Source organism: Segatella copri (assembly GCF_019249655.2).
Taxonomy (GTDB): Bacteria; Bacteroidota; Bacteroidia; order Bacteroidales; family Bacteroidaceae; genus Prevotella.
Window position 1 is genome coordinate 708,215 of sequence record NZ_CP137557.1, and the last position, 15,997, is coordinate 724,211.

Genomic DNA, 15,997 nt, shown 5'->3' on the forward strand with positions numbered 1-15,997 from the left:
TTTGTGTTCTCTTTTATTTGATGTATCTTTGCGTCCATATTGATGGAGTTTTCCATGATGTGAATATGGTAATTTGAAACAGTAAAACAGATAAAGATAGTAACAATGAAACATGCTTTCCTGATAATGGCTCATGGCAGCTTGCCGCTTCTTAGGGTATTGCTGTCGATGCTCGATGATGAGCGAAATGATATATTTCTGCATATCGACCGGAAATCGAATATGCTTGATGGTGCCGAACCGCTGGCTCTTTCCAAGGCCCGCCTCTTTGTTTTGAAACAGAGGGTAGATGTGCGTTGGGGAAATCTGAGTCAGATTAAGGCGGAGTATGTGCTTTTCGAGGAGGCTTTGAAGCATGGACCTTATGCCTACTACCATCTGCTGAGTGGACAGGATTTGCCTATTAAATCGCAGGATTACATTCATCAGTTCTTCGATGAGCATCAGGGTAAGGAGTTTGTGGGCATTAATCATGGTGCGGAATTTGAATGGGATTGCCGCAGGAAGATGATGCGCTATTGGCTCTTTACGAGTTTTACCCGTTCGAAGTATGGGGCATTGAATGCCATCACCAAGCGACTCAACAAATATCTTTCCATGTTGCTTATGCCTTTCCTGCATCGCCCAAAGATGGATTTTGCCAAAGGTGCCAACTGGGTGAGCATCACGCAGGCATGCGTGGAGTATGTGGTGAGCCAGAAGCCGTTTGTGTTGAAGAGATTCAATTACACATTCTGTCCTGATGAATTCTTCTTACAAACCCTGGTGTGGAACCATCCTGCCTTCAGAGCCGCCTTGTACTCAGAAAAAGATGAATACGAAGGCTGCATGCGACTCATTGATTGGAAACGAGGGAATCCATACGTCTGGACCTTAGCAGACAAAGAGGAGTTGAAGCAAAGCAACCGCCTCTTTGCCCGTAAGTTTGATATGAAGCATGAGGATATCATCCATTGGATCAAGGCTTCTTTTGGATAACAGCTTCTTGTGGTTCAGGCTTCTTATCCTAGCATGTAGCTCACCAGCAGATAGCCATTGCTTATCCAAAGATAGAGGGTGATGGCGATCATCAATCCTCTGAATCCCCATTTGATGCTCTTTTCTTTTGCCTTGAGCGCCAGGAAGGCGATGGCGATAGGAAGGGCATACATATAGTGTGCCGTCATGATGTAAACCTCGTTGATGCCGAAGCCCAAACCGATGTGGAGGGCGGCATCCAGCAGGAAGAACGTCATGGTGAGCCATAGGAACTTAGACTTCCTTCCGGCAAGGATTCCAAGTACAAAAAGCAGAACGATGCATGCCTCTACCACATAATTGACGGGCGATTGATATTTCACGATGACCGGACGGTTGCGTAATACGTCGCCCAGGAGGTTCTTCTGGTGCAGCATGATGCCTTCGCCGAAGAAATTCTCTACCAGGGTTTCGCCTCTGGAGGTTGTTTTATCGGTCCAGTTCATGAATTCGCCCTTGGCGATAGGCTTGCCTGTGTTCTTGTTCCATATCTGTTTATGGTCGCGCACATATTTGGCGTGTGCTTTGTCTTTGATGATTTTCTTGACGGCTGCTTCTACCTTTGCCGAGTCTTTTACCTGAGCAGTATCCCGATACTGTTGGTAAATCTTGGCTGTGGCTTCCTTGTTTTTCTTCATCTTAGCCTCATGCCGGGCCATCTCCTTAGGCCATACGAAGGTACGGTATTCCCATCTTGCAAAGCCCCACATGAGGGCAGCTGGCAGGATGACGCCTAGCAGGAAGTATTTGATTCCGAAAAACTTCCTGCCGTTGGTGAAGAGAGCAGCAAGATAGGTTTTCAAACCATTGTTGAGTGAAACACCTGCGGTAAATACGAAGAGCAGGATGGTTTGCCAGATGGTGAGCTTTCTGCCTTTCTTGATGCAGACGCCTGTGATATAGAGCGTACAGAGCAATATCGTCATCGACATGATGAAATGGTCGGGTACCATCGCCGAAACCATCACATAGGCAAATGAAAAATAGAACGCAGAGAGTAGGTTGGCATCAAAGCGCTCGGTACCAATTACTTCTCTGAATATCCTGTAAAGGAAGATGAATGAATAGAAGGCACAGAATACCAGAATGGCTCCCACAATCAACTGGACACCATTTGTTCCCGTGAGTTCTATACACGCTTGGTTGATTTGGTTGGGAATATACATGAAGAACGCCAGCAGCGGGTGGCGATATACATTGTATTCTGTGTCCCAGTGAGATACAATGCTGTAGGTAAGTGGGTCGAAACCTGCCACATGGAAGGTTTTGACGAAAAGCTTATGATAGCTATCTGTGATTTGCGAGAATTGAGCGTAGTACTTGATGATAGTCAGGGCGTTGAGGGCACATGCTATGATAAGTGCCACGAGTGCCGCTCCTCTTTCCTCTCGCTTGATTCTAAAAATATCGAATACCTTTTTCATTTCTTTCTCTTTTCTATTTCTTTAAGAAAAATCTTACCAATAAGAAGTTTACAGGAATGCAGATGCAGAGCGTTGGAATCATCGCCCATTGTTTAGCTAGCCCCAGACCAACAAAGAGGTTAAGGCAGATGGTCTGCATCGAATAGTTGACGACATGCGAGAGTGTGAATCCTGCTCCTCGTTTGGCATTCGCTTTCACCTTAAATGTATAGCGGGTACTGGCGATGAAGTTGAAGATGAAACTCACGACATAGGCGATGGTGTTGGCGGCAGTAGCCAGAGTATGGTCGCCCAATTGTGGAATGAAATGGCTCAACACTGGCATGATGGCCAGGTAGATGCCATATTGCAGCACTGTGGCTAGTCCGCCTACAATGCCGAATCTGATGACTTCGCCCAACTTCTCTCGTTTGGAGTCATCCATGTTGTTTATCTTGTTCTTGATATTCATCGTTTTATCTTTTTCGGCGTGCAAAAATACGCCTTTTTCCTGTATTTAGCAAATATTCTTTCTACAAAATATTGATCTGTCTGGATTTATCTTAATAATTTCCCTTTTCCGAAGAGATAAGCCAGTTTGGTCTTCTCCATCACCTTGGCGATGAGCAGACTGCCTATAATGGCAAGGATAACGGTGACGGCAGCAAACGAAATCTCGCTCGGATCCCAGGCAAAGAGGGGATGATAGAACTTCGCAGCCATCGTAAAGATGGGGTGGAAGAGATAGATAGGCAGCGTGTTGCGCCCTATATATAATAAGGTGTCCTTGATTCTGTTGGTCACCTTTGCCACTTTTTCTATCATGGGACTGAAATCCTTGAAGCGTTCTGGAATATCGAGCAGGTGTTGCAGGAACAGCAGGCAACTGATACAGCACCAGCAGGAGAAGACGATGGCCAGGTTGCCCCAGTCGTACCAGTCATCGCGGTAGAGCAGATAAATCCACAGGAAAATGGCGAAGAATTCGTGGCGGAACAGCTTGCTCCACTCCGTCTTGCTCTGTCGGATAACTACACCGATGAAATAATAGGCAGCCGCACTTGCCGATAGGGCTGGAGTTTCTGATATCAGGAGCAGCGTAAGTGCGAAGACGAAAAGGCTGGCATAGGTATCTCTTTTTGTATAATTCTTGTGTAAATCATTCCAATTCCTTCCACGGAAGCTGAAGTAATAGAGGGTTCCGCAGATAATCATAGTTTGGATAAACCAATAGGGCCCGATGGAAGTGATGAAGATTTTCTCGCCTATCTGGGAGAGGGAGAGCTCTGTGATGCCATCTCTCACCGGCATATAATAGGAGAGGACTGAGAATCCTGTCACCATGATGACATAGGGCAGGGCGAGACATTTCAGATAGTTTCTCATCTGTCTTCCGGTTTTCTCGATATTGACAAGATAACCCGTGATGATGAGGAAGGTAGGCATCATAAACGAGAGAATGCCAGCCTTCAGATGTGGGTATGTATTGCCGAAACTCACAATATGAATCAATATCATGAGAATGATGAGGATGGCTCGTATCAAGTCGAGGTCTGTATTTCTTTTCATGTTATATTCTCAGTATTTCTTATCATGTTATTTTCTGTAACAGGAAGTTTATTATTCTCTGAATGGTTTGAAGTGTCCCTTGTCGGCGAAGGCAAGCATCTCTTTGTCGCCACGACTATCTCCAAAGGCTTCTATCTCATATTCAGAACGCTCGAAAGATTTTGCAGATTCAGAATGTGATGCTTGCGAAGAGACTAGTGCCTCTGTAATGCGGTTCACCTTCTCCTTGCCGTAGCAATTGTTCGACTTGAAATAGCCTGTAAGTTTGCCATCTACTACCTCTATCTGAGTACCCAAAACCTGGATGCCTTTCAGGTTGCGGATCTCAAAGAAAGGGCGTACCCAGTTGTCGATGCTGGCGCTGACAATGAATACTTTTGCCCCTGCAACCAATGCTTCATGTACCAAAGTAATACCTTTGGGACGGAGCAGATGCTGATTCTCTTCGGCAAAACCACGGCAGAGCGCATCAAATTTCTCGATGCGCATTCCGGCGAAGAGATGGGCGAAAATCTGCTGTTTTGCCTTCCAGTTAGGATAAAGGTGCAGCTTCATCAGCACCAGTAAGGGGCTATACATCAGGAATACCATCAGAAAGCGTCCCTTTCCCTTGGCATACTTGATGAATTCAAGCAATGTATCGCTCGTGGTGAGGGTTCCGTCGAAATCGAAACAATATAATTTCTTCTTCATTTCTTTTTCCGTGTTTAAAATGTGCTCTTTTATAAAGATGTACTCTTTTATAAAGATGTGCTCTCCTTATTCTATATAGATAAGGAAGAGGAATGAAAGTAGCCAGGCGAGGACGATAAACTGGGTGATTCTGTCTCGCAGAATAATCTTCGTAGGGTCGCCACTTTTCTGGTCAACCACGGCTATCTGGATGTAGCGCAGCAAGCCTACCAATACGAAGACACTGGTAAGATAGAGGTATTCTGTGTGGAAATTCTCGATAACCTCTGGGCTCACGGTGTACATGATGTAGCATACCAGGGTAACTGAGGCGGTGATGGTTATCGCCTGATTGATGAATGTGAGGTTATATCTGCTGGTATTCTTGCGAGGTGCCTCGCCCGTCTTCTCCATTCGCAAGACGTCATCGCGGCGCTTGGCAAAACTCATGAAGAGGGTGATAAGGAAAGTCATCAACACAATCCATTTACTCAGAACGATTTGGGTGGCTATACCACCAGCCAACAGACGGAGCACGAAACCGAAGGCTACGATGCATACATCGATGATGGCATACTGCTTGAGCTTGGCGCAATAGCAGAGATTTAAAAGCCAATAGAAGGCAATGACGCCCATTGTTTTCCATGAATCGAGCAAACTGCACGCTCCCATCGAGAGGGCAAACATCAGGAACATCAGTCCGTATGCCTGTTTTACGCTCACCGCTCCCGATGCTATCGGACGATGGCATTTCACGGGATGGCGGCGGTCTGCCTCCACATCATAGATGTCGTTGAAGCAATAGATGCTCGATGCAGCAAAGCTATAGGCTATGAAGGTAATCAAGCCAGCCAGCAAGGCATCGGTATGAAATAGGGCACCACCAAAGAAAAGTGGCACGAAGATAAACATGTTCTTAATCCACTGCTTGGGGCGAATCAGTCGCATCAAGGCAGCAAAACCTTTACTATCTTTTGTTTTATTCTCGTTCATAAAAACCTTTTTTATTTGATAATCTTAGATAATTCTCTGGAAATCCATCCTGCTATCTTACTCAGTATCCATGCTGCAGGCAGAGTGATGCCTATGCAGGCAAAGAAGGTAGGCCAATAGCCCCAATGATGAGGCTCTATGTATTTGAGTACAAAGTGGATATGGATAAGATAACATTCCAGACTGAGTGCTCCTACAAGCATAAAGCTTCGGTTGAACCAATGGGGAGTGCGGCGGAAGATACGGTTGAGCAGCAGGATGCTGGTGATGGTGAGCGGGATGTAGAGCATGCGCTCCAGAAAGAGTGGAAACATGCCGTGTTTCTCCTGCTCCAGGAAGATGCTTGCCATCAGGGTCATCAGGAACATGAGCCATATCATCCATATCGATGCACCATCCAGCGTCTGTTTCTGTCGCACCATCTCTCCCATGTTAATGCCGATGAAGAAGATAGGTACACGACTCCAGAATATTTCAAGATGTCCTACGGCATGATGGATGGGCGTAACGTATTGTACCAGGATGCACCACATAATCATCACCACCGGCAGCCATCGGTAGATAGGATGCCGTTTGATGAGTTCCATGTAGGCAGGGGCAAAGAGATAGAGCATCATCGTGGCAGGAATATACCAGAAGTTAAGCTCGTCGTGCAGCCAGAATCCCCAGTTGATGGTTATCTCGCCAAAGAGATTGATCCAATTCCAGGTGCTTCCGCCGTGAAAGCCAGGAATATAGAAAAGACAGGCGATGATGAGCCAGGTGGGATAGATGCGCAGATAGCGGCGGATGAAGAAATGCCTTGCCGAAGGAGTTTTCATCCACGAGAACCACAGTCCTATTCCGCTGAGGAATAAGAACATATCTACTCCTACATTGCCCATCCTTCGGAGTCCGTAGAAGGCGTCTTCCCTAGGCAATGCCACATGAAAGAGGATGATGAAGAGCATCGCCGCTCCCATCAATTCTCCGCGAAATCTGCTGATATTCGCCAGTTCTATGTCTTTAATCTTCCAATTCATTCTTGTTTTTATATACTTCTGTGCAAAAATACATAAAAAAAATGATTCAACGAAATGAAAGGAGTTATTTTTCTTGTTTGAAGATGATAAAAACGATAATTCCCAATCCTATGAGGGTGGATGCAAGTGTAATTGCCAAACATATTCCGCTGGATAGTCCGCTGAATCTATCCAGTGTGTTATAGAAAACGATGGGGAAGGTCCATTCGGCAAGAAGAGTGATAGTCCATGGAAGTTTATGTCCTGACTTCCATAAATAACGAAGGAATATGAGTGCGAGTGAAATGCTTAGGATAACGATGCATCCCGCAATGCCTCCCTGGTAATATTCCATGGCGGTCATGATGCAGAAGATATAAGCCAGACTCAATATGCCTTTGCTTTTTTCATTGCTGTTTTTGCCTACTAGAGTATAGGCACCCCAAGCGATGAGAAGGGTCAATGTAAGAACAAGAATATCTGTCATTTTCTTTTTGGTTTGAGTGAATAATTGACTGCAAAGGTAACAGATTCTTTTGGAATATGCAATAGCATGTTATAGAGCGTTTCTTGTAAATCATTGATATCCAAACGATATGAAATCAAATGATTTGAATAATTACTCCAGATTATCACAAAAACGCTTGAATGAAGTTTCTTGCTTGAGCTTTTTCAACGTGCGAAATTTCAATTGGCGATAGCCGTCTTTGGATAGTCCTAGAATCTTCATCACGGATTCCTTGTCCTTTCCGATTCTCCAAAGAATGCTAAGCATCTCTTCTTTAGGGGTGATCGGTTTCCCCTTTAAATGCTCAAGAAGAGAAACAAAGTCTTCGTCTATCAGTCTGTAGCATTTGGTGATGTTTTCTATCTGCTGCTTGTCTAACTTGAGATCCTCTTCATCATTCAGAATATAATACAGGCTTTTTAAACCGTCACTAATGGCTGCGATGTCTTTTGTATGTTCCTTTAATCTGTTGTTTTTGCTGGCTAGTTCTTCTTTCTGTCTGTTGATTACGGTTTGGTCTTTCTTGATGAGCGATTCCAGTTTTCGGGATACTTCAGCCAGTTCTTGGGTGAAATTGTCTTTTGTTGTTGCTATTTCTGCCTGTATCTCGTTCATATCACCTTTCATTCTTCTTATCGTTAAACTTTTCTTCTGGTTCATTTGATAAGCATAGATGATGATATCTAACAGGGCGACAACGATGATGCAGACGATGAGCAGGAGATTGAGGTTGTTGCTATGCGTGACATTTGCCATGATACTGCTGATGGCACCCGATAGAGCCAACAGTTGTTCCTGGCAATGATGATGTTCTATATAAACAATAAAGGTTATGACCATTGCCAGGGAAGCAATGGTCATAACTATATTCTTATTTGAGAGTGTTGGCATGATGGGTTGTCTCTTTGTTTAGTACTTCGGATTCGGAATTTTCTTCATCAGTTGGGTAAAGAGCCACGCTATGCAGATGCTGGCAATGATGTAGAGCAGCAATCCGGCATAGATGTCGCCATGACGACTGATAGGAATGAAGATTTTGCGGGTAATCGGATGACTCACGAAGAGGGCGGCTGATATGCTGCCCATCCACTCCAATACCTTATAAATACCTGACAGCCAACTGATGTCTTGCAGCATCTCTGCCACGAGTACGCAGAGCAGACAGATGAAGAACGGAACAAAGGTCCATCCTATCATGTTAAGACTCAAACTGTAAATCAGCGAGATGCAGAAGATGCAGCCGAAGAAATTGGTGATAGGCGAATGAAAGGTCATGAGTATCTTCTCGCCATAGCGGGCATAGAGGATGCCCAGTCCGAATGGCAGCATGCCGCCCATGAAGTTGTAGCGGTAGCGGTTCATCGCCTCGCTTTCTGGATTATCGAAGCCCAGGATGAGCTGGATGCCGATGCAGATAAGCATCAGTCCCACCGTCCATCCCCAATGACGGCGATAGAGAAACAAGCGGTATACGATGTATAACTGCAGCATCAGACCGAAGAACCAGTAAGGACCCGGCCAGATGATGTCGTCAGGATTAGGCAGCACATTATTAAACATGCCCAACATTGAAACGATGCCCAATACCTCGTAGTGGCGAGAACCCGGGGTGATGTAATCTATCAGAGTGAATGCCACGTATCCCACAATCATCATCTTGAAGAGCTTCAGATAATGATAGCGTATAAAGCGCAGAGGTTCACGCCAATTGATTCTCCACGATTGGTTCTTGCCCGAGATGCTATACATCTGGGCTTGCTGTTCTGCTGTGATATGCGGTTTTGCCTCATACTTCATCACCAGTCCGTAGGCACTCAGAAAGAGGAACACGGGCACACCGTAATGGCCGAAGAACGACAGCAGGTGGATTGGCAGGTTGATGTCGGGATTCGCCAGCACCTGTGTCAGCCAGTCAGCGTTGCGCAGGAAGAACTGATACTCGTTCTCCTTGACGATAGGGCCGAGCCAATGACAGTAGTTGTGCAGGAAGATGCCGATGATGGCAAGTCCTCTCAATGCATTGCATGCATTTCTTGAAAGTATCGATTGATTCATTTCTTTGCTCCTTTCTTTTCTTGTTTCTTATAATATTCATCACGAAGCTTGTCGTAATCTACAGAGTTCTTGAGAATGCGTGGGCGCATTTCGTTGTACTTCGGACTCAGGATATTGTACTCTTCCTTGTAGGTTGGAGTTTCGATGCCTGCCAGATATAATAATAGGTGAGGCAGGGCATCGGTCATGAATCGTTTGTCCTTGGCGGCACGTATCTGCTTGTAAATCTTGCGGTGAGCCTTGATGTACTTCGGTGAGCAATAAATCCAGAATGGAATCTCAAACTCATAGTGTGCCAGAGGCCAGTCGATATTGGCAGAGTGGTTGCGGCAGATGAAGCCGCGGTTCTCCTCATAGCATTCCTCGCCATGGTCTGGCACGTAGATGACGATGGCATCCTGTTTCTGGAATCGCTTCACGATTTGTGCCACGATGGAGTCGTTGTAGAGGGTGGCGTTGTCGTAATGACTCAGCATCTTGCGCTGCGCATTGGTCAGCTCAGGGCGCTTATCCTCATAACTGCTTGCCCAGAATCTGCCCTGATTCATGCGATAGCGCTGTTTGTAGTTCACGTGCTGTCCCATCAGATGGAAGATGGTGAGGTTGTGCTCCTTCTGGAAGTTCTTCAAACTGTCGTCGTAATCCTTCAGAAGTCCATCGTCCAGATCGTGGAGTTGGGTGTTGCGATGGTCAAACTGCAGTTTGCTCAGTTCCGGGTTGTTCAGGAAGAAGCCGCCGCTGAAATCATAAACCGCCTCCTTGGCTTGTGGAAGAAACTCGTTGGTGATGAAGGTAACGTTATAGCCTGCCTTGCGGAACACCTCCGGGAAGAGCGGATAGTCGCACCATTCACCCTTCTCGCCCACAACATGGGTAGAAAGCATGTTCTTGAATACAAAACTGGTCAGGTTCCAGCAGGTTACCACATCGGTAAACTTGGTCAGTTTGCGGCTTTTCTCCAATGCCACCTGCAGAGGGGTGGTATTCATGAAATAGCCATACTGCTGGGAATGATGGCGACCGAAGCTCTCACCGATAATCAATACGATGTTAGGCGAGCGATAGCTGCAGCTATCTACCTTCACCTCATGGGCAGCATGGATGAGTTGGGTAATCTGATGTGCCGCCAGTTGGTTGGCGTAGATACTGAAGTGGAGTCGGTAGATTGGCAGATAGAGCACGGCATGGTTTTTCTCCGTCAGGATATGCTCCACTTCACCGATGGTGCTTCCATTCATGAGCTTGTGATAAGCCGCCTTGTTGTGCCAGGAAGTACAGACGCCTGTAATCAGGAGCGCCAGACAGAGGATACCGAAGGTGGCTGGCATGGCAGCCGTCATACGGGGAATGGCCATCAACCGTTTTTTGAGCGAAGCCAATTCGAGTACGGTGATGAGGAAGACGTAAACCTTGATGAGCTGTTTGCGGAAGAGGGCGATGAGTATCTGGATGAGTGCCAGGAGTAAAATCCAGCCCACACTACTGAAGATGACTTCCGTAGAGATGAGCGCCGAGAGGAAACTGCTAGCCTCCGAACTGTTGGTCTCGCCCACCAGCATCAGCATAGAAGGATTGAGCGTGGCACCGAAATTCACGAAGCAATAGGTGTCGGCGGCAGCGACGCTATATAATATAAGGTATAGCACGCCACGCAAGCCCAAACGCACCTTCCTAGGGAAGATGGCGAGGATGGCACACAAGATGTAGAGGTCGGTAAAGAGTTCCAGGAACAGATTACCATACAAAGACCCCTTGGCTGGTGTGGTCACGATAGAACTGATCATGCCTAATAAGTACATGAACACAAAGAAGTTCGCATTCCTGCGAATAGGAGCCGAAACTAAGCTCAGGCACTTCTTGATAATTTCTTTCCAACCCATATCTTTCTATTTGTTGTTAAATGTGATTTAATGGAGTGTTTAAAGAGTTTAGAGGGAAGTTGAGAGAGGGCTGTAGTTTTTGATAGCCAGCTTCTCGATGCATGGAGGAACCATTCCTTCGATGCTCTTTCCTTCTTTGATGTGTTGTCTTATCTCCGTGCTGCTGATGTTGAGCAGGGGAGTCTCTACGATGGTTACACCTGCCGGAACCTCACCGATGCTGGAGCCTTGGCGAGGATAAACCACGATGGGGTAGTGGGCGAGGATGTCGTCATGGTGATACCACTTGTCGAATGCCGCCCAGTTATCGCCGCCAATCAGCAGGGTGAACTCTGTTTCCGGATAATCCTTGCTGATGGCCTGCAGCGTGTGCCAGGTATAGGAAGGCTTGGGCAGGCGGAACTCATAGTCGCATGCCTTCAGCTGAGGCTCCTTCTCCAAAGCCTTCTCTACCATTTCCAGGCGCAGGTGGTCATCGAGCAGGTCGGTGGCTGTCTTCTTGAATGGGTTCATGGGGGAGACCATAAACCACACCTCGTCCAACCCCGCCTTCTCGCAAAGGCTTTTAGCCAATGCGATGTGGCCGGTATGGATAGGATTGAAGCTTCCGCCAAAGATTCCTACCTTTTTCATTTCAATTATTCGCTCAAAAAGTCCTTTACTAGCTGGTAAACTTCCTGCTGGGCTTTCTCCAGGTCGTCGTTTACAACCACGTGGTCAAACTGAGGAGCGAAGGTCAGCTCGAAGCTAGCCTTGGCAAGGCGCTGCTCGATAACTTCAGGCGCATCGGTATTGCGACCCACCAGACGGCGACGTAACTCCTCTACCGAAGGAGGCTGCACGAAGATGCTCAAGGCACGTTCGCCATAGAATTTCTTGATGTTGACACCACCTTTTACATCCACGTCGAAAATCACCGACTCGCCATTGGCTAGCTGGTTCTCTACCTGCGACTTCAAGGTACCATAGAATCGGTCCTGGTAAACTTCCTCATACTCCAGGAACTCGTCGGCCTTAATCTTCGCCTTGAATTCCTCTGGCGAGAGGAAGAAATATTCCACACCATTCTGTTCTGTACCGCGAGGAGCACGAGAGGTGCAACTGATAGAGAAGGCCAGCTTCAACTCAGGATGCTCCTTCATCAGCCAGTTAACGATGGTACTCTTGCCGCTGCCCGATGGGGCACTGAAAATCAATAATCCGTTCTTCATTTTACTTTCCAATTAAAGTGCATTCAGCACTTGTTCCTTAATCTGTTCCAATTCGTCCTTCATCTTCACCACGATGTTCTGCATTTCAGCCTGGTTGCTCTTGGAACCAGTGGTGTTGATTTCGCGTCCCATCTCCTGAGCGATGAAGCCGAGTTTCTTGCCCACGCCGTGACCTTCCTCGTTCATGGTCTCACGGAAATATTTCAGGTGGTTGGCAAGGCGCTGCTTCTCCTCGCTGATGTCGAGCTTCTCGATGTAGTAGATAAGCTCCTGCTCCAGGCGGTTCTTGTCGTACTCCACATTCGGAATCTGCTGCAAGCCACTCACGATGTTCTGCTTGATCTTTTCAACACGAGCCTTCTCGTAAGGTTCGATGCTTGCAAGCAGAGCCTGAATGTTATCCACTTTCTCGGTGAATTTCTTCTGGAGAGCGGCTCCTTCCTGCTGGCGGAAGGCGATGAGATGGTTCACAGCCTCGCAAATTGCAGCTTTTGCCACTTCCCACTCCTCGTCGGTCAGTTCTTCCACGTCAGTCTTCGTTGTTACATCAGGAAGACGCAACAAAGTGCTGTACCAATCTGTTGGCTCAGGAATACCGGTTTCAGCAGAAATCTTCTTGATTTGCTGATAATAATTCTGAACAAGTTCTGCGTTGATAGGAGTAGCGTCTGTAGCTGCATCTTTCTCAACCCAGATAGAGAAGTCTATCTTGCCTCTTTCCAGAGACTTAGCGATATACTGACGAATCTCCATCTCCTTCTCTCTGTAGAGAGGAGCAATACGTGTAGAGAGGTCCAGATTCTTGCTGTTTAATGACTTTATCTCTACATTAATCTTCTTTGTTTTAAAGGCCGCGGTAGCTTTTCCGAAGCCTGTCATTGACTGTATCATATAATCTTTCGCGTTAAATTTCTGCAAAAGTACAAAAAAAAGCGAGAAAATGAGTATATTTGCACCTTATTTAAGAATATATTTTTTAATTATGTCGTGTATATTGAATATTGAGACGAGTACGGACGTGTGCTCAGTGGCTATTAGTGATAGTGGACAGGTGATTTTTAACAAGGAAGATCACTCAGGTCCTAACCATGCTGTTAAGTTGGGTGTGTATGTAGATGAGGCTCTTGATTTCCTCGATTCTCATGGTCTTCCACTGGAGGCTGTGGCTGTAAGTTGTGGTCCTGGTTCCTATACCGGATTGCGTATCGGAGTGAGTATGGCGAAGGGCATCTGTTATGGACGAGGCGTGAAACTCATCGCCGTTCCTACCCTCGAACTGATGGCAGTGCCAGTATTGCTTGGCGAACATCCAGAGGAGGAAGACGCCCTCATCATACCAATGCTCGATGCCCGCCGCATGGAGGTTTATGCCGAAGTGCTCGACCGCGCCCTGAAGGTGGTTCGTCCTATCCAGGCGGATATCGTGGATGCTGATACCTACAAGGAGTATCTTGACAAGCACCCTGTATACTTCTTCGGAAACGGTGCAGCCAAGTGCATGGAGACTATCAACCATCCTAATGCCCACCTCGTGGAAGGCATAGAGCCATTGGCAAAGAACATGGCTCCGCTTGCCGAGAAGCGATTTGTGGAAGGAAAGTTTGAGGATGTGGCTTACTTCGTTCCTTTCTACTTGAAGGACTTTGTGGCCAAGATGCCTAAGAAGTTAATTTAGTGCGCAGGGCTTGGCGGCCTTGAATGAATTTACAAAAATTGAAATATGAATAAAGAAGGATTAGATTATAATACGCAGCGAGAGAAACTCGTTATGCCAGAGTATGGACGCGAGATTCAGCAGATGGTAGACTACTGTGTGCAGTTGGAAGACCGCAACGAGCGCCAGCATTGTGCTGAAGCCATCATCGCTATCATGGACCGTATGTTCCCTGAAAACAGGGGCGTGGAGAACCATGAGCAGAAGCTTTGGGACCATCTCGCCATCATGAGCGGTTTTCAGCTCGACATTGATTACCCTTATGATGTACAGGATGCCGAGAAGATATCCAAGAAGCCTGCACCGATAGATTATCCGATGCAGAGAATTCCTGTGCGCCATTATGGAGCCATGCTTTTCGAAATCTTCGATAAGTTGAAGACCATGGAACCTGGTGAGGAGCGTGATGAACTGGTGAGATTGACTGCCAACCAGATGCATCGCAATCTGGTTCAGTGGAGCCATGGTTCCTGCGACGAGCAGAAGGTGGCTTCCGACTTGGCCCGATTCACCGATGGCAGGATTCAGTTGAATCTCGACACCTTTGAGTTTGAGAAAGTGAAGGATGCCTCAGCCCGTAATGCTGCAGCCAATAACAAGAAGAAAAAGTAATCACCTTTTTATAATAAGATATAGATAGAGAAGCCTATGGAGTCTTTCATCATAGAGGGCGGTCATCCGCTCAAGGGTACCATCACGCCACAGGGAGCCAAGAACGAGGCACTGGAAGTGATCTGTACCACCATCCTTACCGATGAGCCAGTGCGCATCACCAATGTGCCTGACATCCTGGACGTGAACAACCTCATCAAGTTGCTCAAGGAAATTGGTGTCAAGGTTACCCAAAACAGTCGTCATGACTATACATTCCAAAGTGATGAGCTGAACTTGGAATATCTCGACAGTCTGGAGTTCGTCAAGAAGTGTTCTTCGCTTCGTGGCAGTGTGCTCATGTTTGGACCTTTGCTTGGCAGATGTGGCAAGGCTACCATCGCCAAGCCGGGTGGCGACAAGATTGGTCGTCGCCGTCTTGATACCCATTTCCTGGGATTCAAGTATTTGGGTGCCAGCTTTGTGCATGATGAGGAGCGCAATGTGTATCGGATTCAGGCCAAGAAGCTGAAGGGCTGCTATATGCTGCTCGATGAGGCTTCGGTTACGGGTACTGCCAATATCATCATGGCATCGGTGCTGGCAGAAGGTACCACTACCATCTACAATGCGGCATGTGAGCCATACATCCAGCAGCTCTGCCATCTGCTCAACTCGATGGGTGCCCAGATTAGCGGTATTGCCAGCAACCTGCTCACCATCGTGGGTGTGAAGAAATTGCATGGTGCCGAGCATCGCATCCTGCCTGATATGATTGAGGTGGGTTCCTTCATCGGTATGGCTGCCATGTGTGGCGAGGGCATCCGCATCAAGGATGTGTCGGTCAAGAACCTGGGTATCATTCCTGATGCTTTCCGCCGTCTGGGCGTGAAGGTGAAGGTAGAGGGTGATGACCTCGTCATCCCTGAGCAGAAGCACTATGTGGTAGATTCCTTTATCGACGGAACCATCATGACGCTGGCAGATGCACCTTGGCCAGGACTTACGCCAGATCTTCTGTCTGTACTCCTGGTGGTGGCAACGCAGGCTCGTGGCAGCGTACTTTTCCATCAGAAGATGTTCGAGAGCCGCCTCTTCTTCGTAGATAAGCTCATCGACATGGGAGCCCAGATTATTCTCTGCGACCCTCACCGTGCCGTAGTGGTAGGTCACGACCATAAGATTAAGTTGCGTGCTGGCAGAATGACCAGTCCTGATATCCGTGCGGGTATTGCCTTGCTGATTGCTGCGATGAGTGCCAATGGTACGAGCCGTATCGCCAACATCGCCCAAATCGACCGTGGTTACGAGGACATCGAACAGCGCCTCGATGCTTTGGGTGCCAAGATTACTCGTGTTTGCGATTAAAATTCAAAGTTCAAA

At 47.1% G+C, this 15,997-nt stretch carries 17 protein-coding genes; 4 read left to right on the forward strand and 13 right to left on the reverse strand.

The genetic code is table 11. The features are described from left to right. The first annotated feature begins 105 nt into the window (after positions 1-105). On the forward strand, positions 106-978 hold the full coding sequence (locus KUA49_RS02740) for a beta-1,6-N-acetylglucosaminyltransferase (RefSeq protein WP_256624768.1): 873 nt from the start codon (positions 106-108) through the stop codon (positions 976-978). 23 nt (positions 979-1,001) lie between these two features. Here the strand turns inward: KUA49_RS02740 and KUA49_RS02745 are convergent, their stop codons facing one another. The 13 genes from KUA49_RS02745 to KUA49_RS02805 form a co-directional block, all read right to left on the reverse strand. After that, positions 1,002-2,441: a DUF6080 domain-containing protein gene (locus tag KUA49_RS02745; RefSeq protein ID WP_218411915.1), complete on the reverse strand. Its 1,440-nt coding sequence runs from the start codon at positions 2,439-2,441 to the stop codon at positions 1,002-1,004. A 13-nt stretch (positions 2,442-2,454) separates the two neighbouring features. After that, positions 2,455-2,892: a GtrA family protein gene (locus tag KUA49_RS02750; protein WP_203041157.1), complete on the reverse strand. Its 438-nt coding sequence runs from the start codon at positions 2,890-2,892 to the stop codon at positions 2,455-2,457. Positions 2,893-2,978: 86 nt separating this feature from the next. Continuing rightward, on the reverse strand, positions 2,979-3,989 hold the full coding sequence (locus tag KUA49_RS02755; protein WP_218411914.1) for an acyltransferase family protein: 1,011 nt from the start codon (positions 3,987-3,989) through the stop codon (positions 2,979-2,981). A 51-nt stretch (positions 3,990-4,040) separates the two neighbouring features. Continuing rightward, positions 4,041-4,682, reverse strand: a complete 642-nt coding sequence (locus tag KUA49_RS02760) for an HAD family hydrolase (protein ID WP_203041155.1) — start codon at positions 4,680-4,682, stop codon at positions 4,041-4,043. Positions 4,683-4,748: 66 nt separating this feature from the next. Then, complete coding sequence (locus tag KUA49_RS02765; protein WP_218411913.1) at positions 4,749-5,654, reverse strand: decaprenyl-phosphate phosphoribosyltransferase; 906 nt, start codon at positions 5,652-5,654, stop codon at positions 4,749-4,751. 11 nt (positions 5,655-5,665) lie between these two features. Continuing rightward, complete coding sequence (locus KUA49_RS02770; protein ID WP_217762736.1) at positions 5,666-6,676, reverse strand: acyltransferase family protein; 1,011 nt, start codon at positions 6,674-6,676, stop codon at positions 5,666-5,668. A 64-nt stretch (positions 6,677-6,740) separates the two neighbouring features. Further along, positions 6,741-7,142, reverse strand: a complete 402-nt coding sequence (locus KUA49_RS02775; RefSeq protein WP_218411912.1) for a hypothetical protein — start codon at positions 7,140-7,142, stop codon at positions 6,741-6,743. A 132-nt stretch (positions 7,143-7,274) separates the two neighbouring features. Then, positions 7,275-8,024 (reverse strand): hypothetical protein, encoded by a 750-nt coding sequence (locus KUA49_RS02780; protein WP_218411911.1) that lies wholly within the window; start codon positions 8,022-8,024, stop codon positions 7,275-7,277. A gap of 48 nt (positions 8,025-8,072) precedes the next feature. Continuing rightward, positions 8,073-9,218, reverse strand: coding sequence for an acyltransferase family protein (locus tag KUA49_RS02785; RefSeq protein WP_218411910.1), 1,146 nt, complete (start codon positions 9,216-9,218; stop codon positions 8,073-8,075). Further along, complete coding sequence (locus KUA49_RS02790; RefSeq protein ID WP_218411909.1) at positions 9,215-11,098, reverse strand: phosphoethanolamine transferase; 1,884 nt, start codon at positions 11,096-11,098, stop codon at positions 9,215-9,217. Before KUA49_RS02790 ends, KUA49_RS02785 begins: the two co-directional genes overlap by 4 nt. Before the next feature lie 48 nt (positions 11,099-11,146). Beyond that, a complete protein-coding gene (nadD, locus tag KUA49_RS02795; protein WP_218411908.1) occupies positions 11,147-11,731 on the reverse strand; it encodes a nicotinate (nicotinamide) nucleotide adenylyltransferase in 585 nt (194 codons plus the stop codon). Between the two features lie 5 nt (positions 11,732-11,736). After that, a complete protein-coding gene (gene gmk, locus KUA49_RS02800) occupies positions 11,737-12,309 on the reverse strand; it encodes a guanylate kinase (protein WP_218411907.1) in 573 nt (190 codons plus the stop codon). A gap of 12 nt (positions 12,310-12,321) precedes the next feature. Then, positions 12,322-13,200, reverse strand: coding sequence for a YicC/YloC family endoribonuclease (locus tag KUA49_RS02805; protein WP_218411906.1), 879 nt, complete (start codon positions 13,198-13,200; stop codon positions 12,322-12,324). A 91-nt stretch (positions 13,201-13,291) separates the two neighbouring features. On the opposite strand from KUA49_RS02805, the gene tsaB reads away from it, so the two are divergent. The 3 genes from tsaB to murA are packed head-to-tail and all read left to right on the forward strand — an operon-like array spanning position 13,292 to position 15,982. Continuing rightward, a complete protein-coding gene (gene tsaB, locus KUA49_RS02810; protein ID WP_218411905.1) occupies positions 13,292-13,984 on the forward strand; it encodes a tRNA (adenosine(37)-N6)-threonylcarbamoyltransferase complex dimerization subunit type 1 TsaB in 693 nt (230 codons plus the stop codon). Positions 13,985-14,029: 45 nt separating this feature from the next. After that, positions 14,030-14,635, forward strand: a complete 606-nt coding sequence (locus KUA49_RS02815; protein ID WP_218411904.1) for a DUF4290 domain-containing protein — start codon at positions 14,030-14,032, stop codon at positions 14,633-14,635. A 36-nt stretch (positions 14,636-14,671) separates the two neighbouring features. After that, the gene (gene murA, locus KUA49_RS02820; RefSeq protein WP_203051240.1) at positions 14,672-15,982 is read left to right on the forward strand and encodes a UDP-N-acetylglucosamine 1-carboxyvinyltransferase; all 1,311 of its coding nucleotides are present in this window, start codon (positions 14,672-14,674) and stop codon (positions 15,980-15,982) included. Positions 15,983-15,997 lie beyond the last annotated feature (15 nt).